22 protein-coding genes and 1 pseudogene are annotated in these 23919 nt (G+C 67.1%); 8 read left to right on the forward strand and 15 right to left on the reverse strand.

Going from position 1 to position 23919, the window contains the following annotated elements; all coding sequences use genetic code 11:
- Positions 1 to 18: 18 nt before the first annotated feature.
- The 5 genes from HWX87_RS22885 to rfbB are packed head-to-tail and all read right to left on the reverse strand — an operon-like array spanning position 19 to position 4314.
- On the reverse strand, positions 19 to 927 hold the full coding sequence (locus HWX87_RS22885; protein WP_176049412.1) for a glycosyltransferase family 2 protein: 909 nt from the start codon (positions 925 to 927) through the stop codon (positions 19 to 21).
- Complete coding sequence (rfbD, locus tag HWX87_RS22890) at positions 920 to 1819, reverse strand: dTDP-4-dehydrorhamnose reductase (protein WP_176049413.1); 900 nt, start codon at positions 1817 to 1819, stop codon at positions 920 to 922. The genes HWX87_RS22885 and rfbD overlap by 8 nt, the downstream gene beginning before the upstream one ends.
- Positions 1812 to 2363 (reverse strand): dTDP-4-dehydrorhamnose 3,5-epimerase, encoded by a 552-nt coding sequence (gene rfbC / locus HWX87_RS22895; RefSeq protein ID WP_011544743.1) that lies wholly within the window; start codon positions 2361 to 2363, stop codon positions 1812 to 1814. Before rfbC ends, rfbD begins: the two co-directional genes overlap by 8 nt.
- Entirely contained in the window at positions 2348 to 3241 is an 894-nt protein-coding gene (gene rfbA / locus HWX87_RS22900; RefSeq protein WP_176049414.1) for a glucose-1-phosphate thymidylyltransferase RfbA, read from the reverse strand. The genes rfbC and rfbA overlap by 16 nt, the downstream gene beginning before the upstream one ends.
- An 11-nt stretch (positions 3242 to 3252) precedes the next feature.
- Positions 3253 to 4314: a dTDP-glucose 4,6-dehydratase gene (gene rfbB / locus HWX87_RS22905; RefSeq protein ID WP_174433676.1), complete on the reverse strand. Its 1062-nt coding sequence runs from the start codon at positions 4312 to 4314 to the stop codon at positions 3253 to 3255.
- Between the two features lie 343 nt (positions 4315 to 4657).
- Between rfbB and HWX87_RS22910 the strand changes: the two genes are divergently transcribed.
- Both HWX87_RS22910 and HWX87_RS22915 read left to right on the forward strand, forming a co-directional pair.
- The gene (locus HWX87_RS22910; protein ID WP_176049415.1) at positions 4658 to 5494 is read left to right on the forward strand and encodes a symmetrical bis(5'-nucleosyl)-tetraphosphatase; all 837 of its coding nucleotides are present in this window, start codon (positions 4658 to 4660) and stop codon (positions 5492 to 5494) included.
- A gap of 103 nt (positions 5495 to 5597) precedes the next feature.
- Positions 5598 to 6596, forward strand: a complete 999-nt coding sequence (locus HWX87_RS22915) for a glycosyltransferase (RefSeq protein ID WP_176049416.1) — start codon at positions 5598 to 5600, stop codon at positions 6594 to 6596.
- A 151-nt stretch (positions 6597 to 6747) separates the two neighbouring features.
- Here HWX87_RS22915 and HWX87_RS22920 read toward each other — a convergent pair.
- The 8 genes and pseudogenes from HWX87_RS22920 to HWX87_RS22955 all read right to left on the reverse strand — a co-directional run.
- Positions 6748 to 7491 (reverse strand): annotated as a pseudogene (locus HWX87_RS22920) (lysophospholipid acyltransferase family protein); the annotation flags it as partial.
- Positions 7492 to 7510: 19 nt separating this feature from the next.
- Entirely contained in the window at positions 7511 to 8797 is a 1287-nt protein-coding gene (locus HWX87_RS22925; RefSeq protein WP_176049418.1) for a dihydroorotase, read from the reverse strand.
- Positions 8798 to 8849: 52 nt separating this feature from the next.
- Positions 8850 to 9881 (reverse strand): aspartate carbamoyltransferase catalytic subunit, encoded by a 1032-nt coding sequence (locus HWX87_RS22930; RefSeq protein ID WP_176049419.1) that lies wholly within the window; start codon positions 9879 to 9881, stop codon positions 8850 to 8852.
- A 73-nt stretch (positions 9882 to 9954) separates the two neighbouring features.
- Positions 9955 to 10467: a bifunctional pyr operon transcriptional regulator/uracil phosphoribosyltransferase PyrR gene (pyrR, locus tag HWX87_RS22935; protein ID WP_176049420.1), complete on the reverse strand. Its 513-nt coding sequence runs from the start codon at positions 10465 to 10467 to the stop codon at positions 9955 to 9957.
- A complete protein-coding gene (gene ruvX / locus HWX87_RS22940; RefSeq protein ID WP_176049421.1) occupies positions 10454 to 10903 on the reverse strand; it encodes a Holliday junction resolvase RuvX in 450 nt (149 codons plus the stop codon). Before ruvX ends, pyrR begins: the two co-directional genes overlap by 14 nt.
- On the reverse strand, positions 10900 to 11478 hold the full coding sequence (locus tag HWX87_RS22945; protein WP_175919008.1) for a YqgE/AlgH family protein: 579 nt from the start codon (positions 11476 to 11478) through the stop codon (positions 10900 to 10902). The genes ruvX and HWX87_RS22945 overlap by 4 nt, the downstream gene beginning before the upstream one ends.
- 182 nt (positions 11479 to 11660) lie before the next feature.
- Complete coding sequence (locus HWX87_RS22950) at positions 11661 to 12962, reverse strand: hypothetical protein (protein ID WP_176049422.1); 1302 nt, start codon at positions 12960 to 12962, stop codon at positions 11661 to 11663.
- Positions 12963 to 13066: 104 nt separating this feature from the next.
- Positions 13067 to 13237, reverse strand: a complete 171-nt coding sequence (locus HWX87_RS22955; protein WP_004186709.1) for a rubredoxin — start codon at positions 13235 to 13237, stop codon at positions 13067 to 13069.
- Between the two features lie 253 nt (positions 13238 to 13490).
- Here HWX87_RS22955 and HWX87_RS22960 point away from each other — a divergent pair, with 253 nt between their 5' ends.
- Positions 13491 to 14357, forward strand: coding sequence for a hydroxymethylpyrimidine/phosphomethylpyrimidine kinase (locus tag HWX87_RS22960; protein ID WP_176049423.1), 867 nt, complete (start codon positions 13491 to 13493; stop codon positions 14355 to 14357).
- 186 nt (positions 14358 to 14543) lie between these two features.
- Here the strand turns inward: HWX87_RS22960 and groL are convergent, their stop codons facing one another.
- Entirely contained in the window at positions 14544 to 16184 is a 1641-nt protein-coding gene (gene groL, locus HWX87_RS22965) for a chaperonin GroEL (RefSeq protein WP_043181578.1), read from the reverse strand.
- Between the two features lie 46 nt (positions 16185 to 16230).
- Positions 16231 to 16524, reverse strand: coding sequence for a co-chaperone GroES (locus HWX87_RS22970; protein WP_026044985.1), 294 nt, complete (start codon positions 16522 to 16524; stop codon positions 16231 to 16233).
- Between the two features lie 680 nt (positions 16525 to 17204).
- Between HWX87_RS22970 and HWX87_RS22975 the strand changes: the two genes are divergently transcribed.
- From HWX87_RS22975 to HWX87_RS22995, 5 genes are all read left to right on the forward strand, one after another.
- The gene (locus HWX87_RS22975; protein ID WP_176049424.1) at positions 17205 to 18671 is read left to right on the forward strand and encodes a carbohydrate porin; all 1467 of its coding nucleotides are present in this window, start codon (positions 17205 to 17207) and stop codon (positions 18669 to 18671) included.
- A gap of 77 nt (positions 18672 to 18748) precedes the next feature.
- Positions 18749 to 19882, forward strand: a complete 1134-nt coding sequence (locus HWX87_RS22980) for a hypothetical protein (RefSeq protein WP_176049425.1) — start codon at positions 18749 to 18751, stop codon at positions 19880 to 19882.
- A gap of 11 nt (positions 19883 to 19893) precedes the next feature.
- Positions 19894 to 21201, forward strand: a complete 1308-nt coding sequence (gene efeB, locus HWX87_RS22985) for an iron uptake transporter deferrochelatase/peroxidase subunit (RefSeq protein WP_176049426.1) — start codon at positions 19894 to 19896, stop codon at positions 21199 to 21201.
- 69 nt (positions 21202 to 21270) lie between these two features.
- Positions 21271 to 22305: an iron ABC transporter substrate-binding protein gene (locus tag HWX87_RS22990; RefSeq protein WP_176049427.1), complete on the forward strand. Its 1035-nt coding sequence runs from the start codon at positions 21271 to 21273 to the stop codon at positions 22303 to 22305.
- A gap of 2 nt (positions 22306 to 22307) precedes the next feature.
- Positions 22308 to 23906 (forward strand): iron ABC transporter permease, encoded by a 1599-nt coding sequence (locus HWX87_RS22995; RefSeq protein ID WP_176049428.1) that lies wholly within the window; start codon positions 22308 to 22310, stop codon positions 23904 to 23906.
- Positions 23907 to 23919 lie beyond the last annotated feature (13 nt).

The raw sequence follows: 23919 nt of genomic DNA on the forward strand, positions 1-23919 counted from the left end.
CCTGCCGTAATCGATGGATTACAGCTCCCCCGAGCGTCCGGACAATCCGTGCCAGATTCCAAGAAGCGAAAGTCGCAGGTGCGCCATTCGTGGTTGCATGAACAACGCATAGATCGCCAACCGGACCGGCATCTTGACCAGCTCGGTCGACTTCCAGCTCCACGGCACGTAGGAACGCCGGATCAGTGCGATCGCATTGCGGAACAGATAGTAATGCCGAACCGCGCTGTGCCCCGGGTAGCTCCGCCCGAAGAACTTCACCGGCTCGCCACCCAGTTCGTGCTTCAACCGCAACGCGGGTGCCCCGAGTACCGAATAGCCTTTCGCGCGAGCTCGGACGCACCATTCGAGATCGACGAAGTCGATGAACAGTGCATCGTCCATCGGTCCGATGTCGCGCCAGGTCTCGAGATTCACGCACGAGCCCGATGTAATCAGGAAATCGACGTCGATTGGCTTTACGCCGTCGGGCTGAACTCGCTGCAATTTCAAGTAGCCGAATCGAACGAACGGCGCGACCCCGCCCAACCGTGCATCCTCGTACGCCGGTCCGACGAGCGCCACGCGATGATTGGTCATGCGTTCTGCCGCCAATGTTCGAGGCAGCTCAACCAGCAATTCGCTGGATGGTTCGCTATCCTGATCGAACAGCAATGCTGCCGTACAGCCGGCCTCGATCAGGCGCTCGACACCCTGGTTGAGCGCCGTCGCAATCCCGAGGTTCGCGCCGTTGGCGACATAGTCGATTCGCCGGTCCAGCCCGAGCGCCTCCGACGTGGACACGGTCTCTGTGTTATCGACCACCACGCACGGCCATACCTTGGCGAGCCGGTTCGCACGAGCCACACAGCCGCTATCCGGTCGGTAGAACACGATCACGACACCGGCCCGCTCCTGATCCGCGGAATTCTGATTCAAGTTACTCACTCAGGCACAGCTTCAGCGCATCGGCCCAGTCCGGCAACCGCAACCCGAATGCTTCGGTCAGCTTGTCGTGCGACAGTCGCGAATTGGACGGACGCTTGGCGGGAACCGGGTAGTCGCTCGCCGGAATCGGCAGCACCTTCGGCGCACGCTCGCCCATCGCGTCGGCGAAGATTGCCTCGGCAAACCCGTGCCACGACGTGGCGCCAGCCGACGTGAAGTGATAGACACCGGAACGCTGCGCCCACCAGTCCGCATCATCGGCCGCCAATGCCTGCGCGACGACGTGCGCGGTCGCGGTGGCGATCGTCTTCGACCACGTCGGCGCACCGACCTGATCCGCGACGACGCGCAGTTCCGGACGCTCGCTGCCGAGCTTCAGCATCGTCAGCAGGAAGTTCTTGCCGCGCCGGCCGTACACCCAGCTTGTCCGCAGGATCAGGTGCGCGCAACCCGTCGCCGCGATGGCCTGCTCGCCCTCGAGCTTGGTCAGCCCGTACACGTTCTGCGGGTTGGTCGCATCCGTTTCGACGTAGGCACCGTCTTTGGTCCCGTCGAACACATAGTCGGTCGAATAATGAACCAGCGCTGCGCCGAGACGCGCCGCCTCCTCCGCAAAAGCACGCGGCACTTCGGCATTCAGCCGACGCGCGGCGTCGACATCCGTCTCGGCCTTGTCGACGGCCGTGTACGCGGCCGGATTCACGATAATCGACGGCTTCAGCTCGCGTACGACACTGCGCACCCGATCGAGATCGGACAGGTCGAGCATCGAGCGGTCGCACGCCACCACGCGGCCGAGGCCTTGCAGCGAGCGCAGCAGTTCGAACCCGACCTGGCCATTCACACCCGTCACGAGGATCGTCGGTTCAGGAGTCACACCCACCTCACGCATAAACTTCGGCTTCGCTCAAACGCTTGCCGGCCGCGTCCTTCGCCGCCAGCAGCGGCTCGAAATCGATCGGCCACTCGATCCCGATCTCCGGGTCGTTCCACACGATGCTGCGCTCGTGCTCCGGGAACCAGTAGTCGGTCGTCTTGTAAAGGAACTGCGCGGCCTCCGACAGCACGACGAAACCGTGTGCGAAACCGGGCGGCACCCACAGCTGCCGATGGTTGTCGTTCGACAGGACAACCCCCACCCACTTGCCGAAGTTCGGCGAATCCTTGCGAATGTCGACGGCGACGTCGAACACTTCGCCCTCGACGACGCGAACGAGCTTGCCCTGCGCGTGCTGGATCTGATAATGCAGGCCGCGCAGCACGCCCTTCGACGAGCGCGAATGGTTGTCCTGCACGAATTCGACGCCGGGTGCGACCTGCTCGGCGAATTCCTTCCCGTTGAAGCTTTCGTAGAAGAACCCGCGCGCGTCGCCGAACACCTTCGGCTCGATGATCTTGACTTCGGGCAGCGCCGTTGCCGTTACTTGGATGGCCATGCGACTTGATCCGTGAGAATGTTCTTGAGGTACTGACCGTATGCGTTCTTCGCCAGCGGCTGTGCAAGCTTCAGCACCTGCTCCGCGTCGATCCAGTTGCGGCGATAGGCGATTTCTTCCGGACAAGCGACCACGAGGCCCTGCCGCTTCTGCAGCGTCGCGATGAAACTGGCGGCTTCGATCAGCGAATCGTGCGTGCCGGTATCGAGCCACGCATAGCCGCGCCCCATGATCTCGACGTTCAGCGCGCCGTTGTCGAGATAGCGCGAGTTGACGTCGGTGATTTCCAGCTCGCCGCGCGGCGACGGCTTGATGTCGGCCGCGATGTCGCATACGCGGTTGTCATAGAAGTACAGGCCGGTCACCGCGTAGTTCGAACGCGGCTTTGCCGGCTTCTCCTCGATCGACAGCGCGCGGAACGACTTGTCGAATTCGACGACGCCGTAACGCTCCGGATCGTGCACGTGATACGCGAACACGGTCGCGCCGGTTTCCTGTGCATGCGCGCGCTCGAGCTGCTTCGCCAGGTCGTGCCCGTAGAAGATGTTGTCGCCGAGAATCAGCGCCGACGGATCGTTGCCGACGAACTCCTTGCCGATGATGAACGCCTGCGCGAGACCGTCGGGCGACGGCTGCACCGCGTACTGGATGTTCATCCCCCACTGGCTGCCGTCACCGAGCATCGACTCGAAACGGGGCGTGTCCTGCGGCGTCGAGATGATCAACACGTCGCGAATGCCCGCGATCATCAGCGTCGACAGCGGGTAGTAGATCATCGGCTTGTCGTACACCGGCAGGAGCTGCTTCGATACGACGTGCGTGATCGGATACAGCCGCGTGCCGGAGCCGCCGGCGAGAATGATGCCTTTACGTGCCATCGCTCCTCTCCTCAAGCGCGTTTCGCGTAGTTCGTTTCGACCCACTTGCGGTACTCGCCCGATGCAACCTCATCGGCCCAGACCTGGTTGTCGAGATACCAGTCGACCGTCTTGGCCAGACCAGTCTCGAACGTTTCCGCAGGCTTCCACCCGAGCTCGCGTTCGAGCTTGCGCGCATCGATCGCGTAGCGGCGATCATGGCCGGGCCGGTCCGTCACGTAGGTGATCTGGTCGCGGTACGAACCCGCGGCCTTCGGGCGCGCCTTGTCGAGCAGGTCGCACAGCGTATGCACGACTTCGAGGTTCTTCTTCTCGTTCCAGCCGCCGACGTTGTACGTCTCGCCGGGCACGCCGCGCGCGAGCACTTCTCGGATCGCGCTGCAGTGGTCGCCGACGTACAGCCAGTCGCGCACGTTCTGGCCGTCGCCGTACACCGGCAGCGGCTTGCCCGCGAGCGCATTCGCGATCATCAGCGGAATCAGCTTCTCGGGGAACTGATACGGGCCGTAGTTGTTCGAACAGTTCGTCGTCAACACCGGCAAACCGTACGTATGGTGGTATGCGCGCACCAGGTGGTCGGAACCCGCCTTCGTCGCCGAATACGGGCTGTTCGGCGCGTATGGCGTCGTCTCGGAGAATTGCGGGTCGGTGGCCGACAGCGAACCGAACACCTCGTCGGTCGACACGTGCAGGAAGCGGAACGCCGCCTTGTCGGCATCGTTCAGGCCGTTCCAGTACTGGCGGGTAGCCTCGAGCAGCGTGAACGTGCCGACGACGTTGGTCTGCACGAAATCCGCGGGACCGTGGATCGAGCGATCGACATGGCTTTCCGCGGCGAAGTGCAGCACCGCGCGGGGCTTGTGCTCGGCCAGGAGCGCGTCGAGTGCGTCACGGTCGCAGATGTCGACGCGCGCAAACACGTGCTTCGGGTTTCCGTCCAGTGACTGCAGCGTGCGCAGGTTCCCTGCGTACGTCAGCTTGTCAACGTTGAGCACGGCTTCGTCGGATGCGCGCAGCCAGTCGAGTACAAAATTGGCACCGATAAAACCCGCGCCGCCCGTAACCAGGATCATGAGGCTCCCTCAAATAATGTGCGGCAGACGTCTTCAGGCGTCGGCCACATCAGATTCGCAAATGCTAGTAACTTGTGATTGCTACGTCAGACCGGGAATTTTAACCGGTCGACATGGCCTTCAAAGTCATGAAATGCTAATTTTGTTGGGGAAAAGGACAATTATAGGGAGCCGCCCCCTGCAAAAGCCATGCCGCTAACAACTTGATACAGCGCATCGAACCCTTTCCGAGCATGAAATTTCTTGCCAAATCAACCAATTGTTGCGGAACACAAATTGCGCAGCGCTGCATTGAATGGATGATTTTTCCCGTGTTGCCGATACTCGCAAAATCCGCTGCCCCATGACCCGCACCCCCATCGCCATCGGCGACATCCAAGGCTGTCATTCTGCTTTCCAGTCGCTACTCGAAAAGCTTTCGCCTCCCGCCGACACGCCGCTGTGGATCGCCGGCGACGTCGTCAACCGCGGGCCGGGTTCCCTCGCCGCGCTGCGCGCGCTCGTCGACCTCGGCCCGCGCGCAACCGTCGTGCTCGGCAATCACGATCTTCACCTGCTCGCGGTCTCCGCCGGGCTGCGCACCGAACGTCCGGGCGACACGATCGGCGAGATCCTCGACGCGCCGGATGCCGATGCACTGCTCGACTGGGTCCGCCATCGCCCGTTCGTGCACGCGGAGCACGGGATGCTGCTCGTGCATGCGGGCGTGCTGCCGCAATGGGACGCCACGCTCGTGCTCGAACTCGCGGACGAACTCCAGCGCGCGCTGCGCGCGCCCGACTGGCGCGACACGCTGGCGAAGCTGTACGGCAACGAGCCGAATCAATGGCACCCTGATCTGAAGAAGCGCGACCGGATGCGCGTCGCGTTCAACGCGTTCACGCGCGTGCGCTTCTGCACGCCGGACGGCGCAATGGAATTCAAGGCCAACGGCGGCCCGGACAGTGCGCCGCCCGGCTACCTGCCGTGGTTCGACGTGCCGGGGCGCCGCACGGAGGACGTGACGGTCGTGTTCGGGCACTGGGCCGCGCTTGGCCTGATGTTGCGCAACAACGTCGTCGCGCTCGATTCGGGCTGCGTGTGGGGCAACCGGTTGTCGGCCGTACGGCTGACCGCCGACCCGGCGCAGCGCACGGTCACGCAGGTGCAGTGCGAAGCGTGCGGCACGCCGGGCGAATGAGCGCCGGCCGTCGCACGACACGGCGTGAACGTTCCGGAACCGCACCGCGACTTCGCGCGGCAAATTCCGGAAAGTACGCGCTATCCGCACACCGAGGACACCGATGAGCAGCCTGCCTCCCGACTTTTCCGCCGAAGCCTATCTGCTGTTGCATCCCGACGTACGCGCTGCGGGTGTGGACCCGGCGCAGCACTATCTCGAGCACGGTCGACGCGAAGGCCGCCGGTACCTGCCGGCAACGCTCGGCCTTCGGGAAGCGCTACCCGGCGAACCGGGATTCCGGCCACTGCCGTTGATCGTCATTTCGTACAACCGGGGGGCGATGCTCCGACGCGTCATCGCGTCGTACCGGCGGCAGCGCGTGCCCGTCGAGATTGCCGTTCACGATAACGGCAGCAATGATCCGGAAACGCTGCGCGTGCTCGACGAACTCGAGCACGATGGGATCCGCGTGTTCAGGCGAGCCGCGATTTCGGATGCCAACGAACTGAATCTCGTCGATGAAACCGTGTCGGCGGTGTTTTCGTCCCGGGAGCCGGGCCCGTACATCGTGACGGACTGCGATATCGACCTCGCCGCATCGAGCCCCGACGCCATCGCGGTCTATCTCGAGTTGCTGAATGCGTTTCCGGACATCGAGTGCGCCGGGCCGATGCTGAAGATCGACGACATCCGCAGGAGCTATCCACTGTTCGGGCGCGTGATGAACCGCCATATCAGCCAGTTCTGGCACCAGCGCCCGGAGATCGGCGCGATCGGCGGCCGGGAAATTGCGTACCTGCGTGCACCGATCGACACGACCTTTGCCGTGCATCGCTCCGCGCAGCCGTTCCGGCGCCTGAAGCAGGGTATGCGCGTCTATACGCCGTTCGACGGCCGTCATCTCGACTGGTATCCGCACGAGCAGCAGAACGACGACCGCCTCGCGTCGGACGTCTACCAGCGCGCATCGTCACCGGAGATTTCTCACTGGGACAATCACGCGTACCTGAGCGCGTATTCGTCGGAACAACCGGAATACGACGACTATGTCGTCGTCAGGCAACACACATCCGGGGCCCTCGAGATCGAGACGCGGCGCATCACCGACCATCCCGACTGAGCGCTCCCGGTTACGGCACACAGCCCGTGCGAGCGCGTCAGCCCTCGCGCCCCGGCACCGGTTCATCGGCCGCCGCATCACCCGTCGCACCGCCACCGAGTTCGGTCGCCGGATACGCATGCTTCTGCAGTTCCGCGAGCGACTCGGCCGAAGGCTTGCCGACTTTCTCCTGCAACGTCGCCAGCGCAGCCGCGATCGCGTCGCGCGCCGCGGCGGACGTCGCCCGCCGGTCGCCGCCCGGCGCGATCGGATTGCACACGTACAGATGCACGACGAGCGGGCCGCCGCGCAGCACCATGTCGAGCGACTTGCCGAGCGACAGCTCGCCCGTGTACGCCGGTGCGACCGACTGCCGCCGCTGCGCATCCTCGTACATCAGGCAGATCGGCTGCACCGCGCAGCCGGCCGATACCGCGGACTGGAACAGGTTCGCATGGAACGGCAGCAGTTCCTGACCGTCGGACGTCGTCCCTTCCGGAAACACGCACATGAGCCCGCCGTTGCGCAGGCGCTCGGCCATCTCGTGCATGATCCGCATCGCCTCGGTGCGCTTCTCGCGCTGCAGGAACACGGTGTCGAGCTTCTCGGCAAGCCAGCCGACGACCGGCCACTGCCGCACCTCGGCCTTCGACACGAACGGCGTCGGCCGCCACGCGTTGACCGCGTAGATGTCGAGCCACGACACGTGGTTGCCGACCACGAGCGCGCTCGCGTCGAGGCGCGCGCCGTCGTTGTGGACGACGAGGCGCATCCCGCAGATGCGCAGCATCTTGAGCGTCCAGCGGCGCGTCATCTCGGCGCGGTGCGCGGGCGTGACGTGCGAAAAACGCAGCGCGACGATCGCCATGCCGCGCAACAGGTGAAAAACGAGACGCAGCTTGCGAAGGGCGGTCATGGCGAGGGTCCGGCGTGGTTCAGGGGCGCTCGAACGCGACCTGCCCGGCCACGAGCGTCGCGCGCACGGTGGCCGGCAGTTCGTAGCCGAGGAACGGCGAGTTGTGGCCCTGGCTCTTCAGCGCACGCGGCTCGACGCGCCAGTGCGCGCGCGGGTCGAACACGCACAGGTCGGCCGCGCCGCCTTCGGACAGGCGGCCTGCCGGCAGCTTCAGCACGTCGGCCGGCGCGGACGTGATGCGGCGCAGCGCCTGCGCGAGCGGCGTACGCGTCTCGTCCGCCCACTTCAGCGTCAGTGACAGCAGCAACTCGAGCCCCGTCGCGCCGGGCGTCGCTTCGCCGAACGGCAGCAGTTTCTCGTCGTCGTCGACCGGCGTGTGGTCGGAGCAGATCGCGTCGATCGTGCCGTCGGCGAGCGCCACGCGGATCGCTTCGCGATCGCGCTCGCTGCGCAGCGGCGGATCGAGCCGGAACTGCGAATCGAAGTAGCCGATGTCGACGTCGATCAGATGCAGATGGTTCACGCCGACGTCGCAGGTCACGGGCAGCCCTTCGGCCTTCGCCTCGCGCACGAGCGCAAGGCCGGCCGCGGACGACAACCGTGCAAGGTGCACGCGCGCGCCCGTCACGCGCATCAGTTCGAAGATCGTGTGCAGCGCGATCGTCTCGGCCGCGACCGGCACGCCGGACAGCCCGAGCCGCGACGCGAGTGCGCCGCTCGCGGCCACGCCGCCGCGGCCGATGAACGCGTCGACCGGACGCAGCCACGTCGTGTAGCCGTAGGTGCTCGCGTACTGCAGCGCGCGCAGCAGCACCTGTGTGTCGCGTACCGGCACGTTCGCTTGCGTGAAGCCGACGCAGCCGGACTCGGTCAGCGCGACCATCTCGGTGATCACTTCACCCTTGAGGCCAACCGTCAGCGCGCCCAGCGGGTGCACGTTCGCCTGGTGCAGGTTGCGTGCGCGGAACTTGAGCATCTCGACGAGGCCCGGCTCGTCGAGCACGGGGTCGGTATCCGGCGGGCACACGAGCGTCGTGACGCCGCCCGCGACGGCCGCAGCCATCTCGGACGCGAGCGTCGCCTTGTGTTCGTAGCCGGGCTCGCGCAGCCGCGCGCACAGGTCGACGAGGCCGGGCGCGACGACCAGTCCCGACGCGTCGATGGTCTTCGCGGCGTTGAAATCGGCCGGCGCCTTGCCGCCCTCGGCGATCGCGGCGATCTTGCCGGCCGCGACGAATACGTCGGCCTGCCGCTCGGTGCCGGCGACCGGATCGATCAGCGTGCCGCCTTTGATATGAATCTTCATGCGCTGTCTGTGAATGCGTTGATTGCGTGAATAAGGATGCGCGAAAGCGGGCTCAATCGCTGTTGCCGGCGACGATGCCCATTACCGCCATCCGCACGGCGATGCCGAACGTGACCTGGTTGAGGATCACCGATTGCGGGCCGTCGGCGACCTGCGAATCGATCTCGACGCCACGGTTCATCGGGCCCGGGTGCATCACGATCGCGTCGGGCGCGGCGAGCGCGAGGCGCTCGGGCGTCAGGCCCCACGTCTTGAAGTACTCCTGCGCGGACGGCAGCAGCGCGCCGCTCATCCGCTCGTTCTGCAGGCGCAGCATGATGATCACGTCGACGCCCTTCAGCCCTTCGTCGAGGTCGTGGAACACCTTCACACCCATCTGCTCGAGACCGCCCGGCAGCAGCGTACGCGGGCCGATCGCGCGCACTTCCGGCACGCCGAGCGTGGTGAGCGCGTGGATGTCGGAGCGCGCGACGCGCGAATGCAGGATGTCGCCGACGATCGCCACGCGCAGCTTCGTGAAGTCGCGCTTGTAGTGACGGATCGTGTACATGTCGAGCAGGCCCTGCGTCGGGTGCGCATGGCGGCCGTCGCCGGCGTTGATCACGTGCACGTGCGGCGCGCAGTGCTCGGCGATCAGGTACGGCGCGCCGCTCGACGCATGGCGCACGACGAACAGGTCGGCATGCATCGCCGACAGGTTGTTGATCGTGTCGAGCAGCGATTCGCCCTTGCTCGTCGACGACGCATTGATGTTCAGGTTCAGCACGTCGGCCGACAGGCGCGTCGCGGCGATCTCGAAGGTCGTGCGCGTCCGCGTCGAGTTCTCGAAGAACAGGTTGAAGACGGACTTGCCGCGCAGCAGCGGCACCTTCTTCACTTCACGGTCCGTCACGCTGACGAACTGCTCGGCCGTATCGAGGATGTGGTTCACGATCGAGCGCGGCAGGCCCTCGATCGACAGCAGGTGCTTCAGCTCGCCGTTTTTCGTGAGCTGCGGATTGCCCTTCAGGAAACCGTAGCGGAACCGGTCGGGGCTCGTGGCCGCAGCGGGATTGCCGGTGCGGCCAGTGGTGTCGGTGGTCATGATGTGCGTGATTCCAACTATGCAAACGGGCCGCGGTGCAAACCAGCGGCCCGGGATACGGTTCGCGTGTCGTTCAGGTGCCGTGCGACTCGACGCGCAGCGTGAACTGCGCGTCGTCGCGCGCGAGCACGAGCGTCGCGCCGGCCGGCACGTCGAGCGTGCCGCCCGCAAAGCGGGCAGCGACTGGCAGCTCGCGGCCGCCGCGATCGGCCAGCACCGCGAGCTCGACCGCGGCCGGACGGCCGTAGTCGAACAGTTCGTTGAGCGCCGCGCGCACGGTGCGTCCGGTGTACAGCACGTCGTCGACGAGCACGATGCGCGCGCCGTCGATCTCGAACGGCAGCGACGTCGGGCTGGCCTGGCTGTGCAGCCCCTTCTTCGCGTAGTCGTCGCGATGCAGCGCGACGTTCACGACGCCGAACGCCGGTGCGCCGAGATCGCGTGCGAGGCGCTCGGCCAGCCATGCGCCGCCGCTGTGAATGCCGGCGAGCCGCGGGCCGCCCGGTTCGGCGAACGCCGCGCCGTACGCGGCGCGGATCTGGTCGAGCAGGACGCGGTAAAGCGCCTCGGCATCAATGGTGCTCATGGTCGGACAATTGATCGAGATACTGTTGAAGGATGACGCGCGCGGCCTCGGCATCGAGCATCTCCGCGCGGGCACGGCCGCGCACGTTGCGCTCGCGCAGCCCGGCCTCGGCCTCGACCGACGAATAGCGCTCGTCGACCCACGTGACGGGCAGCCCGAAGCGGCCGTTCAGCTGGTTGCCGAAGCGCTTCGCCTGCTGCGTCATGTCGTGCGGCGTGCCGTCCGGATGCATCGGCAGGCCGACGACGAGCGCGTCCGGCCGCCATTCGGCCAGCAGGTCGCCGACCGCCTTGAAGCGGTGTTCGCGGTTCAGGTTCTGGATCACGAGGAGCGCACGGGCCGAGCGCGTCAGCGCGTTGCCGACCGCGACGCCGATACGTTTTTCGCCGTAGTCGAACGCCAGGAGCGTCGCATCGCGCGCGCTCGCGCCACTCATGCGTGCCCTGCTTCGCCGGACAGCATCGCCGAGCTGACGCCGAGCAGGCCGAGGGCGGCTTCGAAGCGCTCTTCGGCCGGGGTGTCGAACACGATGCGCGGATCGGCGGCCACGGTCAGCCAGCCGTTGCGGGAAATTTCTTCCTCGAGCTGCCCTGCGCCCCAGCCGGCATGGCCGAGCGTCAGCAGGAAGCGCTTCGGGCCGGTGCCCGTCGCGACCGCCTCGAGCACGTCCTTCGACGTCGTCATCTCCAGCCCGCCGTCGACGGACATCGACGAGTTGTAGCTCGCGCCCTCCACCGGCTCGTGCAGCACGAAGCCGCGCTCGGTCTGGACCGGGCCGCCGAAGTACACGGGAATGTGCAGCAGCGGCTCGATGTCGAGCTTCAGGTCGATGCGGTTGAACAGCGATTCGAGATCGATGTCGGTCGGACGATTGATGACGAGGCCGAGCGCGCCGCGCTCGCTGTGATCGCAAAGATAGACCACCGTTCCCGAGAACGTCGGATCGGCCATGTTAGGCATGGCGATCAGGAACTGGTTGGTGAGATTGATGCGATCGGAAGGCTTTGACATGGTTTGAATTTTAGCAAAGACGCCGCGACCTGACCGGGCCGCGATCAACAAGCAACGCCGCGCCACGCTGGCAACGGCGCGCGCGGATCACACGGCACTCTAACACGCGCGCGGGCGCTGTCGGCAGCGTGTTGCAGGCCCGCGCGACAAGGGGCGCCGCCATGTGTCCGTCCCCTTGTTCGTCAGGTCCGGCCGAGCGCCGTGCCGAGCGCTTCGGACGCCGCGGTGAGGTCCGGCGGTGCAACGCCAGCCGCGATCTTCAGCAGCGCCGCGCGCAGCATGTCGGACGCGTGGCCGTGCGCGTCGAGGCCGCCGTCGGCGAGCGGCACGCCGTGGGCGGCACGGCGCCACGCGAGGCCGAGCGTATCGGCCAGCAGTGCCGCGTGGCCGAGGCCGAGCGCGCACGCGGCCGTGCCGACCCGGTACGCGGCGCCGGACGCGTGCCACGCAGCACCTGCGTCGGCCCTGGCCGGGTCGGCCGCGAGGTCGACCATCGACGCATCGGCCGTCTGCAGGAAATCCTCATAGGCATGCGCGTTGACGGTCACGACGCCGAGCGCACGGGTCGGCGCGACGGCGACCGCGTCGTGCTCGGCCCGCGCGGCATCGGCTTCCCACAGCGCCTCGGACGCCGGCGTGCCGGCGACGTGCCAGTCGACCGTCAATCCGTAGTCGTGCAGCACGTCGACGAGCGCAACGTCTTCCGCCGCAGCGCCGAACAGCGCGAAATCGCGCCACAACAGCGCCACCGTTTCGCGCACGAACTCGGGCGGTGCGCTGCGCCGGCCCTGCGCATGCTCGCCGAGCAGCAGGTTGGTCCGCGCGAGAAAGCGCTTCAGCTCGGGCGCGCCGCTGGCGCGCAGCGCGCGCAGGCACGCGTTCGCGAGCCGCCAGAAATCGTACGGCCCGTCGTCGGTCAGCGCGACCTGCATCGCGTCGAGTTCGTCCAGCGCCGCGTCGGGCGCGCCGTGCTCCGCGCGCAGCGCGCCTAGCAGCGCCTGCTCGTAGCGGGCGCGGATCCGGGCCGCGAATGCGTCGGGCAGCGCGCGCAGCGTGGCCGGCGGCACCGCGCGGCCGACGAGCGCGAGCGCGTCGAGCGGTGCGCTCGCGCGCAGGTCGGCGGCGCTTTGCGCACGCAATGCACGGAAATGGTCGAGGAGAACGGGCGAGCAGGCGAGCTCGCGCAGGTTGTGACGCCCGACGGCCGCACGAAAGTCGCGCAGCGCGGCGCGCCAGCCGGCCGAAGTCGGCTCGGCGGCGACCAGCGGCACAGCGGCCGCCAGTTGCCCGGCGAACCGGGCGGCAGGCAGCCAGCCGGCTTCCGCCAGCACGGCCGCGGCGGCCGACAGCGGTGTTGCCGCATCGTCGTGCCGCCCGAATGCGTCGGCGGCCGCCGCAAGCCACGCGTCGGCCGCGCGCACGGCCCCGCCACGCGGGTTGGGCAGTGCGTCAGGGTGGGGAACGTTCGCCGGATCGGACGTCATGGACACGCGCGCCTGTCATCGTCAAGTCGCTCGCACCACCCGCGGCGCGCGAGCGCCGGGCCGATGCGAGGCCTGAGCGGGGTGTCCGTGGGCCAGCGGTCCGGTCAGATCTGGACCATCTCGAAGTCTTCCTTGCGGGCGCCGCATTCGGGACACGTCCAGTTGATCGGGACGTCTTCCCAGCGCGTGCCCGGGGCAATGCCCTCTTCCGGCAGCCCGGCTTCTTCGTCGTAAATCCAGCCACAAATCAGGCACATCCAGCTCTTGTATTCCATCTTAGCCGCGTCGGGAAAAGTCGGTAAATTCGGGAGCCATGATGGTACCGTGTCGGGGCCGGACTGCCTAGCAATCACGCTGGAGGACCGCGACTACGTTGCGCTGCGCTAAAAAATCCGTCGTGCGGGCCGGATTCCACCGCATAATGGTTGAAAAGTGCGGCCTGCCGGGCAACACAGGGCCAAAAATGGCCACTCGCCTCGCCGTCCGCATCTCCGTCGCTTTCCCGTTTTTCTCTTGCCCCATTTTTACATGTCCAGCAACGCCCCTCCGATCGTCCTCACCTTCGGCCTGTCCGATCCCACCGGCGGCTCCGGCCTCCAAGCCGATCTGATGACCCTGGCGAGCATGGGCTGTCACGGCGTATCCGTCCTGACGGGCTACACCGTGCGCGACTCGGCCGCCTGCGACGAAGTGACCGGCCTCGACCCCGAGGTCGTCGCCGCGCAGGCGCGCATGCTGCTCGAAGACATGCCGGTTGCCGCGTTCAAGATCGGCGCGGCGACGCGCGCGGAAGTCGTGAGCGCGATCGCCGAGGTCGTCGCCGACTACGACGGCGTGCCGCTCGTGCTCGCGCCGGACTTCACGCTCGACGACGAACACGTGCTCGCGGCCGACGACCTGCGCGAATCGATCGCCGACCTGCTGGCGCCGCAAACCACGCTGCTGGTCGCCGACTACGCGACGCTGATCGCGCTCGCGCAGCCGGACGGCGACGCCGAGGCACCGAATCTCGACGCGGCCGTCTCGCACCTGCTGTCGCAGGGCTGCGAGTACATCCTGTCGTCGGAGCCGGGCTCGCACCGGCTCGTCAACACGCTGTACGGCGAGGAAGGCCAGCTCCGCGAGGACATGTGGGATCGCTCGCCGCACCGGCTGATGGGTATCACCGACACGCTCGGCGCGGCGATCGCGGCACTGCTTGCAAACGGCCAGGAACCGCCCGAAGCGGTTCGCGAGGCACAGGAATACTTGTACCAGGCCGTGCGCGACGCGTTCCGGCCCGGCATGGGCGCGTACCTGCCCGACCGGTTCTTCTGGGCGCGCAGCAATGAAGACTCGGACACGCCGCCGGCCGTGAAGGCCGACCCGGTAACGAGGACGTCGCACCGCCATTGACGCAGGCACGGCGGGCATGCCCCGCCGTCATACCTGCCGCGCCGCTTCGGGCGCGACGCCTCCGGCCGCCCGGTGCACGCATCGAAATCCTCGCGCCAATAAAAAAAGACCCGCATCGCTGCGGGTCTTTTCTTTTGGCTGGAACGCGCATCGCTGCGCGCTCCGGACACCATCGACCGAAGTCGATTACATGTCCATGCCCATGCCGCCCATGCCGCCCGGCATGCCGCCCGGCATCGGTGCGTCTTCCTTCGGCAGTTCTGCGACAGCTGCGTCCGTCGTCAGCAGCAGGCCTGCAACCGAAGCTGCGTTCTGCAGTGCGGTACGCGTGACCTTGGTCGGGTCGACGACGCCGGCTTCAACCATGTCGACGTACTCGCCCGTTGCTGCGTTGTAGCCGTAGTTGCCCGTACCTGCAGCAACTGCCGCCACCACGACGCTGGCTTCTTCGCCGCCGTTCGTGACGATCTGGCGCAGCGGCTCTTCCATTGCGCGCAGCACGATCTTGATGCCGGCGTTCTGGTCGGCGTTCGCGCCGGTCAGGCCTGCGATCGCGGTGCGAGCGCGGATCAGCGCAACGCCGCCACCTGCCACGATGCCTTCTTCCACAGCTGCGCGCGTTGCGTGCAGTGCGTCTTCGACACGTGCCTTCTTTTCCTTCATTTCGACTTCGGTCGCTGCGCCGACCTTGATCACTGCAACACCGCCGGCCAGCTTGGCCACGCGCTCTTGCAGCTTTTCACGGTCGTAGTCCGACGTCGCTTCTTCGATTTGCGCGCGCACTTGCTTCACGCGTGCTTCGATGTTCACGGCTTCGCCTGCGCCGTCGATGATCGTCGTGTTTTCCTTGCCCACTTCGATGCGCTTCGCCTGGCCCAGTTCTGCCAGCGTTGCCTTCTCGAGCGTCAGGCCGGTTTCTTCGGCGATCACTTGGCCGCCCGTCAGGATCGCGATGTCTTCCAGCATCGCCTTGCGACGATCGCCGAAGCCAGGCGCCTTGACCGCAACGGTCTTCAGGATGCCGCGGATGTTGTTCACGACCAGCGTTGCGAGCGCTTCGCCTTCGATGTCTTCAGCGATGATCAGCAGCGGACGGCCAGCCTTCGCGACTTGCTCGAGCACCGGCAGCAGATCACGGATGTTCGACACCTTCTTGTCGTGCAGCAGCACGAACGGGTTGTCGAGGACGGCGACTTGCTTTTCCGGGTTGTTGATGAAGTACGGCGACAGGTAGCCGCGGTCGAATTGCATGCCTTCGACGACGTCGAGTTCGTCGGCCAGCGACTTGCCGTCTTCGACGGTGATGACGCCTTCCTTGCCGACCTTGTCCATCGCTTCAGCGATGCGATCGCCGATCGACGTGTCGCTGTTCGCCGAGATCGAGCCGACCTGTGCGATTTCCTTGTTCGTCGTGCACGGCTTGCTGATCTTCTTCAGCTCTTCGACAGCCGCTGCGACTGCCTTGTCGATGCCGCGCTTCAGGTCCATCGGGTTCATGCCCGATGCGACGTACTTCATGCCTTCGCGAACGATCGATTGCGCGAGGACGGTTGCCGTCGTCGTGCCGTCGCCTGCGTTGTCGCTGGTCTTGGAAGCGACTTCCTTGACCATTTGCGCGCCCATGTTCTGGAGCTTGTCCTTCAGCTCGATTTCCTTCGCGACCGACACACCGTCCTTGGTGACCGTCGGGCCGCCGAAGCTGCGCTCGAGCACCACGTTGCGGCCCTTCGGACCCAGCGTGACCTTGACTGCGTTGGCGAGAATGTTCACGCCTTCGACCATCTTCGAACGGGCGGAATCGCCGAATACGACGTCTTTAGCTGCCATCTTCTAACTCCTTGAATTCTTGGGAATATGTACCGTCGGTGGACGCTTAGTTAGCGTTGACCACGGCCATGATGTCTTCTTCGCGCATGACCAGCAGTTCCTGGCCGTCGACCTTGACGGTCTGGCCTGCGTACTTGCCGAACAGGACGCGATCGCCGACCTTCACGTCGAGCGCGATCGGTGCACCCTTGTCGTCACGCTTGCCCGGGCCGACCGCGAGGATCTCGCCTTGATCCGGCTTTTCAGCAGCGGCTTCGGGGATCACGATGCCCGAGGCGGTCTTGGTTTCCTGATCCAGGCGCTTGACGATCACGCGATCGTGCAAAGGACGAAGGTTCATATTCACTCCTCTCTTGACTGAGATTGAAGAACGCTTAGGGAATCTGCCCGGCGGATCGCCCGGCAGAGAATTGTTAGCACTCTCGTGCAGCGAGTGCTAATTATATGGACGGGTTTTGACAAATTCAAGAAGGGGAGCCGGACGAATTTTCAACCCGGCCCGGCAGCAGGAAAAGCACCCGAAAATCACAAAAAACCCTTTCAAAACAAAACCCTGACCCACGCCGCCCGGCCTGACAGGCGGGCCCGCTCGGCCTGCGAATCGCATCCAGCCCCGTTTGGACACCGGGTAAGCACGGAGTTCCTGCGGCCGGCGACATCGCATCGAAAAGCCCGCGCAGGCACCGATTCCGTCCGCCGCAGCGCGCCCGTTCACCGCGCCCGGCGACTGTCGCGCCCCCTGTCCGGCGATCCATCGCTCCGCATCGAAGCATTCATTTTAATTACGCCGATATTTACGTTTTTCCTCCCGGGAAACACTCGTCGGACCCCATCCGTAAGCCCTCCCATTACATTCAGTAATTTAGATGCGAATCATTCTCGTTTACATTGACATTCCCATTCGACACTCCTACGATGCGCCGCGTTGCGCTCTTCTTCATGCCCTGGCCGAACGGTGCCGAGCGTCGGGACAGCGACCGACAAGCAGGACTCCAAACCAATTAGAACCAGGGATTTGATATGAAGGTTGCGTCGTTCCATGGAGACCGCGTCCGCGACCGGATGCGCCCCGCCGCCTGTGCGGCCGTCCTCGCGTGCGCGTCGTTCGCGAGCGGCGCTGCGTTCGCCGCCACGCCGGTCGACGCGCAGCCCGAAGCGCCCGAGGCCGACCTCTCGATCCAGGCGAAGCCGACCGACATGTGGACCGGCATCTGGACGCGCCAGAGCCTGCTCGGCGACATGGGCGGCATCCGCCCGTGGCTCGGCAAGTACGGCGCGACGCTGCAGATCACCGAAACCAGCGAATACCTCGCGAACCTGCGCGGCGGCCTGAACCGCGGCGGCGCCTACGACGGACTGACGACGGCCACGTTGACGGTCGACACGCAGAAGGCGATCGGCTTGGCCGGCGGCACGTTCAACGTCAGCGCGCTGCAGATCCACGGCACCAACCTGAGCGCGCGCAACCTCGGCACGCTCAACACCGCGAGCGGCATCGAGGCGCAGGACACGACGCGCCTGTGGGAGCTCTGGTACCAGCAGTCGTTCCTCGACAAGCGCGTCGACGTGAAGATCGGCCAGCAGAGCCTGGACCAGGAATTCATGGTCAGCACGTATGCGAACACGTTCGTCAACACGATGTTCGGCTGGCCCGCGCTGCCGTCGTACGATCTGCCGAACGGCGGCCCCGCCTATCCGCTCGCCGGCCTCGGCGTGCGCGTGCGCGCGCAGATCACGCCGAAGCTCACCGCGCTCGCGGGCGTGTTCGACGGCGATCCGCTCGGCAACAACCCGAGCAACCTGAGCGGCACGAACTTCAACCTGCACAACGGCACGCTCTATATCGGCGAGCTGCAATACGCGCTGAACCAGCCTTCCGACGGCGAAATGGATACCGGGCACTCGAACGGGCTGCCGGGCACCTACAAGATCGGCGTCTGGTATCACAACGGCCGCTTCGCGGACCAGAGCACCGGCACCGACGGGCTGTCGCTCGCCGATCCCGCGTCGAACGGCAACGCGCAGCAGCATCACGGCGACTACAGCTTCTACGCGGTGGCCGACCAGATGATCTGGCGCCCCGACCCGACCGGCCCGAGGAGCCTCGGCGTGTTTGCGCGCGTGATGGGCGCGCCGGGCGACCGCAACCTGGTGAGCTTCGCGGCCAACGCCGGCATCGTGCTGAAGGCGCCGTTCGAAGGCCGCGACAACGACAGCGTCGGGCTCGCCGTCACGTACATCCAGGTCGGCAGCCACGTGACCGATCTCGACCAGGCCGCGCGGACGTTCGCGGCCGGCCCGTACGGCGTGCGCACCCGCGAGACGACCGTCGAGGCAACCTACCAGTACCAGGTCAACCCGTGGTGGGTCATCGCGGCCGACGCGCAGTACACGTTCAACGCCGGCGCAGGCCAGAACGCGAGCGACGCGACCCAGCCGCTGCGCAACACGTTCGTGCTCGGCGCACGCACGACGATCACGTTCTGAGCGCCGCGCCCACGCCACCCGCCCACGCCACCCGTTTTCGCGCGCCGCCGGCGCGGCGCGCTCCCCAGGAGATCCCGATGATTCAATCCGCCCCGCTTCGCCGCCTCGCGACGGGCGCGCTGGCCGCCGCCGCGCTGACGGCCGCCGCCGGCGCGTTCGCCGAGCCGCAAGGCTTCCTCGAGACGCTGCATCGCCATACGCTGCTCGTCAACACGGTGCCCGACAACGGCGACCAGAACCCGTACGCGATCGCGGTCGCGCCGGTGTCGGCCGGCGCGATCCAGGCAGGCGACGTGCTCGTCGACAATTTCAACAATGCGGCGAACCTGCAGGGCACCGGCAGCACGATCGTCAACTACCGGCCGTCGACCAAGCAGATGAGCCTGTTCGCGACGATCCCGCGCGACCTGAAGGCGTGCCCGGGCGGTGTCGGCCTGTCGACCGCGATGACGATGCTGAAGTCGGGCTGGGTGATCGTCGGCAGCACGCCGAGCAACGACGGCACGACGTCGACCAAGGGCGCCGGCTGCCTGATCGTGCTCGATCCGCAAGGCAAGATCGCGTCGACGTGGTCGAGCGCGAACATCAACGACCCGTGGGGCAACATGGCCGTGGTCGACCGCGGCGACAGCGCGACGCTGTTCGTCAGCATGGCCGGCTTCGGTGTCGGCGGCGCGGACGGCAATCCGCCCGTCTACAAGCAGGCGACCGTGCTGCGTCTCGACCTCGACGTGCCGGCCGGCAAGCCGCCCGTCATCAAGCAGGAAACGGTCGTCGCGAGCGGCCTCGGCGCGCAGGCCGACAAGGGCGTGTTCCTGGTCGGCCCGACCGGCCTCGCGCTGTCGGGCGACCAGAAGAAGCTGTACGTGTCGGATGCGATCGGCAACCGCGTCGTCGAGATCGACGATCCGCTCACGCGCGACACGAGCGCGGGCGTCGGCCGCCAGGTCACGGCCGACGGCTTCCTGCGCCGCCCGCTCGCGCTCGCGACCGCGCCGAACGGCCATCTGCTCGCGACCAACGCGCTGAACGGCCAGGTCGTCGAGATCGATCCGGTCGCCGGCAAGCAGCTCTATGCGCGCTGGATCGACACCGACAAGGCGCAATCGCCGCCCGGCAACGGCGACCTGTTCGGGATCGCGATGACGCCGGCCGGCGACGGCTTCTATTACGTCCAGGACGACGTCAACACGCTGATGCTCGCGAAGTAACGGAGCCGACCATGGCAGACGATCTGAACCCGCCGTCGCGCCCCGCGCGCCGCGGCTTCCTGAAGGCCGGCGGCGCCGCGGTGGCCGCGGGCCTCGCGGCGGGCACGATGCCGGCCGCCCGCGCGGCCGAAACGGCGCCCGCGGCCGCACCCGGCACGCACGCACACGACGACGACATCGAGCCGTTCTACGGCAAGCACCAGGGCGGCATCACGACGCCGCAGCAGCGCAACGCATATTTCGCGGCGCTCGACCTCGCGACGACCAAACGCGCGGACGTGATCGCGCTGCTGAAGACCTGGACCGACGCAGCCGCGCGCCTCACGCGCGGCGACACCGCGCAGCCATTGCCGGCGACCGGCGGCGACGACACCGCGCCGGCCGACTCGGGCGACGCGCTCGGCATCGGCGCGTCGCGGCTGACGATCACGTTCGGCTTCGGGCCCGGCCTGTTCGCGGTCGCGGGCAAAGACCGCTACGGCCTCGCGAAGCAGCGCCCCGCCGCACTCGTCGACCTGCCGCGCTTCAACGGCGACCAGCTGATTCCGGAGAAGACCGGCGGCGACCTGTTCATCCAGGCGTGCGCGAACGACGCGCAGGTTGCGTTCCACGCGGTGCGTCAGCTCCTGCGCCTCGGCGGCAACGCCGTGCAGATGCGCTGGGGCCAGGCCGGCTTCACGTCCGGCAAGCCGGGCGAGACGCCGCGCAACCTGATGGGCTTCAAGGACGGCACGATGAACCCGTCGCGCGACGACCCGGCCGCGATGAACGAATTCGTGTGGGCCGGCAACGAAGGCCCGGCATGGATGAACGGCGGCACCTACACGGTCGTGCGCCGCATCCGCATCACGCTCGAACACTGGGACAACACCGAGCTCGGTTTCCAGGAACAGGTGTTCGGCCGCAAGAAGTACAGCGGCGCGCCGATCGGCGGCAAGCAGGAGTTCGAGGCGCTCGACCTCGACGCGGTCGACAAGGACGGCAATTCGGTGATCCCCGACAACGCGCATGCGCGTCTCGCCTCGCCGCAGGTGAACAACGGCGCGCAGATCCTGCGACGCGCGTACTCGTACAACGACAGCGCGAACTTCTACATCGAGCGCTGGCCGCCATGGCGCCAGCAGACCGAGTACGACGCGGGGCTGATGTTCGTCGCGCACCAGCGCGACCCGCGCCGTGGCTTCATTCCGATCAACGAGAAGCTCGCGAAGCTGGACATCATGAACCAGTTCACCACGCACGTCGGCAGCGCGATCTTCGCGTGTCCGCCGGGCGCGCAACCCGGTTCGTACATCGGCGCCGCGCTGTTCGAAGCGTAACGACACGACGACGCAACGACACGCAACGCACCTTTTTCCCGGCCCGTCCGGATGCAACTCACAGACGACATGAACACTTCACCCGTTAGCCGCCCGCTGCGGCACCTGATCTCCGCGGCTGCCGCCGCGCTCATGCTGACCGGCGCGCTGCACGTCTCGCACGCGCACGCCGCGACGCTCACGCTGTACAACGCGCAGCACGAGCAGGTCGTCAACCAGCTCGTCAAGGACTTCGAAGCACAGAGCGGCATCACCGTGAAGGTGCGCTCGGGCGAAGGCCCCGCGCTCGCCGCTCAGATCGTCGCGGAAGGCGACCGCACGCCGGCCGACGTGTACTTCACCGAGAACTCGCCGGAGCTCGTGCTGCTCGACCGCAAGGGCCTGCTCGCGAAGACCGACGGCGCCGCGCTGCAGGCGGTGCCCGCGCGCTTCAACCCGGCCGACGGCAACTGGGTCGGCGTGCTCGCGCGCGAGAACGTGCTCGTCTACAACACCGCGAAGCTCCAGCCGCAGCAACTGCCCGCGTCGCTGCTCGATCTCGCGAAGCCGGAATGGAAAGGCAAGGTCGGCGTCGCGCCGAGCGATGCGGACTTCCTGCCGCTCGTGAGCGCGGTGCTCGCGCTGCACGGCGAGGCCGCGACGCTGCAATGGCTGAAGGGCCTGAAGGCCAACGCGCAGATCTTCGACGACGACGAAGGCGTGACGGCGGCCGTCAACCGCGGCGGCGTGCTGACCGGCATCATCAACAACTACTACTGGGACCGCCTGCATGCGGAGCTCGGCGACAAGTCGACGAAGAGCGCGATCCATCACTTCGGCAACCATGACGTCGGCGCGGCCGTGAACGTGTCGGGCGCCGCGGTGATGAAGGCGTCGAAGCACCAGGCCGACGCGCAGAAGTTCGTCGCGTATCTCGTCAGCGAGCGCGCGCAGAAGCTGATGGCGAACGGCCACATCAGCTTCGAGTATCCGCTGCACCCGGGCGTCGCGCCCGATCCGATCCTGAAGCCGTTCAACGAACTGAGCCCGCCTGCGCTGACGTTCGAACAGCTCGGCGACGACAGCCAGGCCGGCAAGCTGCTGCGCCAGGCCGGCCTGCTCTGACCGTGAGCGACGCCGTGTCCCGCACGGCGCGCACCGCGCGCGACGGCGAGCGCTCCGCGACGCGGCGGCGCCCGTCGCGCACGCTCGTCGCGGCGGCCGCGTGCGGGCCGCTCGCGATCCTGCTGCCGCTCGCCTTCACGCTGTACCGCGCGGCCACCTTCGGCGTCGACGATGCGATCGAGCTGCTGTGGCGTCCGCTCGTCGGCGAACTGCTCGTCAACACGCTGTCGATCACGCTCGCCGCGACGCTCGCGTGCACGCTGCTCGGCACCGCGGTCGCGTGGTTCATCGAGCGCACCGACCTGCCCGCGCGGCCACTGTGGACCGCGCTCGCCGCCGCCCCGCTCGCGGTGCCGCCATTCATCACGAGCTATGCGTGGGTGTCGCTGAGCCTCGACCTGCAGGATTTCCTCGGCGCACTGATCGTGCTGACCTCTGCGTACTTCCCGCTGGTCTACCTGCCGGTGGCCGCCGCACTGCGCGAGCTCGACCCCGCGCTGGAGGAAAGCGCGCGCACGCTCGGCTGCTCGCCGTGGCATACCTTCTTTCGCGTCGTGCTGCCGCAGTTGCGCCCCGCGCTGTGCGGCGGGATGCTGCTCGTCGCGCTCGGCGTGCTGTCCGAGTTCGGCGCGTTCCAGTTGCTGCGCTTTCGCACGTTCACGACCGAGATCTATGCGGAATACCGCACCGCGTTCGACGGCGGCGGCGCATCGCTGCTTGGCTGCGTGCTGATCGCGCTGTGCCTGCTGTGCCTCGCGATCGAAGCGCGCGCGCGCGGCCATGCGCGCTACGGCCATACGCACCGCGCCGCGCGCCGCGTCGCGATGCGTTATCCGCTCGGCTCCCTGCGCGGCCCCGTCGCCGTCGCGTTCGCCGCGCTCGCGGCCGCGACGCTTGGCGTGCCGCTCGCGATGATCGGCTACTGGCTCACGCAGCAAGGCGCCGCCGCCGTCACGCCGGCCGACGTGTCGCCCGAACTGCTGTGGCAGACCGCACTCGCGTCAAGCGGCTACGGCCTCGCGGCGGCCGCCGTCACGACGCTGCTCGCGCTGCCGCTCGCGTTCCTGCTGGTCCGATATCCGGGCCGCGTCGCGACCTTCCTCGAACGCACCGCGATGACCGTGCAGGGCGTGCCGGGCATCGTCGTCGCGCTCGCGATCGTATCGATCACGGTGCGGCTGCTGCAGCCGCTCTACCAGAGCGCGCCGGCGCTCGTCGCCGCGTACGCGATCCTGTTCCTGCCGCTGGCGGTCGTCAGCGTACGCGCGGCGCTGTCGCACGTGCAGGTCCGGCTCGAGGAAACCGCACGCTCGCTCGGCCTCGGCTGGCGCGCGACACTCACGCGCGTGGTGCTGCCGCTTGCGGCACCCGGCCTCGGTGCGGCCGCGACGATGGTGTTCATCTCGGTCGTGACGGAACTCAACGCGACGCTGCTGCTGTCGCCGATCGGCACGCGCACGCTCGCGACGCAGGTGTGGAGCGATACGGCGACGCTCGCGTTCGCCGCCGCGGCACCGTATGCGGCGCTGCTCGTCGCGCTGTCGCTCGGCGCGTCGGGACTGCTGTTCCTGCTGCTCGGCCGCGCGTCGGTGCGCGACTGAGCGCCGCCCTTTT

Origin of the sequence: Burkholderia sp. BCC1644 (assembly GCF_902833225.1) — a bacterium.
In the GTDB taxonomy this organism is placed as follows: Bacteria; Pseudomonadota; Gammaproteobacteria; order Burkholderiales; family Burkholderiaceae; genus Burkholderia.

What these genes read in the sequence shown, in the direction of transcription:
- rfbD (WP_176049413.1), bottom strand. Translation starts at nt 1,819, where the DNA reads ATGCGTGAGGTGGGTGTGACTCCTGAACCGACGATCCTCGTGACGGGT.
- rfbC (WP_011544743.1), bottom strand. Translation starts at nt 2,363, where the DNA reads ATGGCCATCCAAGTAACGGCAACGGCGCTGCCCGAAGTCAAGATCATC.
- rfbA (WP_176049414.1), bottom strand. Translation starts at nt 3,241, where the DNA reads ATGGCACGTAAAGGCATCATTCTCGCCGGCGGCTCCGGCACGCGGCTG.
- rfbB (WP_174433676.1), bottom strand. Translation starts at nt 4,314, where the DNA reads ATGATCCTGGTTACGGGCGGCGCGGGTTTTATCGGTGCCAATTTTGTA.
- HWX87_RS22910 (WP_176049415.1), top strand. Translation starts at nt 4,658, where the DNA reads ATGACCCGCACCCCCATCGCCATCGGCGACATCCAAGGCTGTCATTCT.
- HWX87_RS22915 (WP_176049416.1), top strand. Translation starts at nt 5,598, where the DNA reads ATGAGCAGCCTGCCTCCCGACTTTTCCGCCGAAGCCTATCTGCTGTTG.
- HWX87_RS22925 (WP_176049418.1), bottom strand. Translation starts at nt 8,797, where the DNA reads ATGAAGATTCATATCAAAGGCGGCACGCTGATCGATCCGGTCGCCGGC.
- HWX87_RS22930 (WP_176049419.1), bottom strand. Translation starts at nt 9,881, where the DNA reads ATGACCACCGACACCACTGGCCGCACCGGCAATCCCGCTGCGGCCACG.
- pyrR (WP_176049420.1), bottom strand. Translation starts at nt 10,467, where the DNA reads ATGAGCACCATTGATGCCGAGGCGCTTTACCGCGTCCTGCTCGACCAG.
- ruvX (WP_176049421.1), bottom strand. Translation starts at nt 10,903, where the DNA reads ATGAGTGGCGCGAGCGCGCGCGATGCGACGCTCCTGGCGTTCGACTAC.
- HWX87_RS22945 (WP_175919008.1), bottom strand. Translation starts at nt 11,478, where the DNA reads ATGTCAAAGCCTTCCGATCGCATCAATCTCACCAACCAGTTCCTGATC.
- HWX87_RS22950 (WP_176049422.1), bottom strand. Translation starts at nt 12,962, where the DNA reads ATGACGTCCGATCCGGCGAACGTTCCCCACCCTGACGCACTGCCCAAC.
- HWX87_RS22955 (WP_004186709.1), bottom strand. Translation starts at nt 13,237, where the DNA reads ATGGAATACAAGAGCTGGATGTGCCTGATTTGTGGCTGGATTTACGAC.
- HWX87_RS22960 (WP_176049423.1), top strand. Translation starts at nt 13,491, where the DNA reads ATGTCCAGCAACGCCCCTCCGATCGTCCTCACCTTCGGCCTGTCCGAT.
- groL (WP_043181578.1), bottom strand. Translation starts at nt 16,184, where the DNA reads ATGGCAGCTAAAGACGTCGTATTCGGCGATTCCGCCCGTTCGAAGATG.
- HWX87_RS22970 (WP_026044985.1), bottom strand. Translation starts at nt 16,524, where the DNA reads ATGAACCTTCGTCCTTTGCACGATCGCGTGATCGTCAAGCGCCTGGAT.
- HWX87_RS22975 (WP_176049424.1), top strand. Translation starts at nt 17,205, where the DNA reads ATGAAGGTTGCGTCGTTCCATGGAGACCGCGTCCGCGACCGGATGCGC.
- HWX87_RS22980 (WP_176049425.1), top strand. Translation starts at nt 18,749, where the DNA reads ATGATTCAATCCGCCCCGCTTCGCCGCCTCGCGACGGGCGCGCTGGCC.
- efeB (WP_176049426.1), top strand. Translation starts at nt 19,894, where the DNA reads ATGGCAGACGATCTGAACCCGCCGTCGCGCCCCGCGCGCCGCGGCTTC.
- HWX87_RS22990 (WP_176049427.1), top strand. Translation starts at nt 21,271, where the DNA reads ATGAACACTTCACCCGTTAGCCGCCCGCTGCGGCACCTGATCTCCGCG.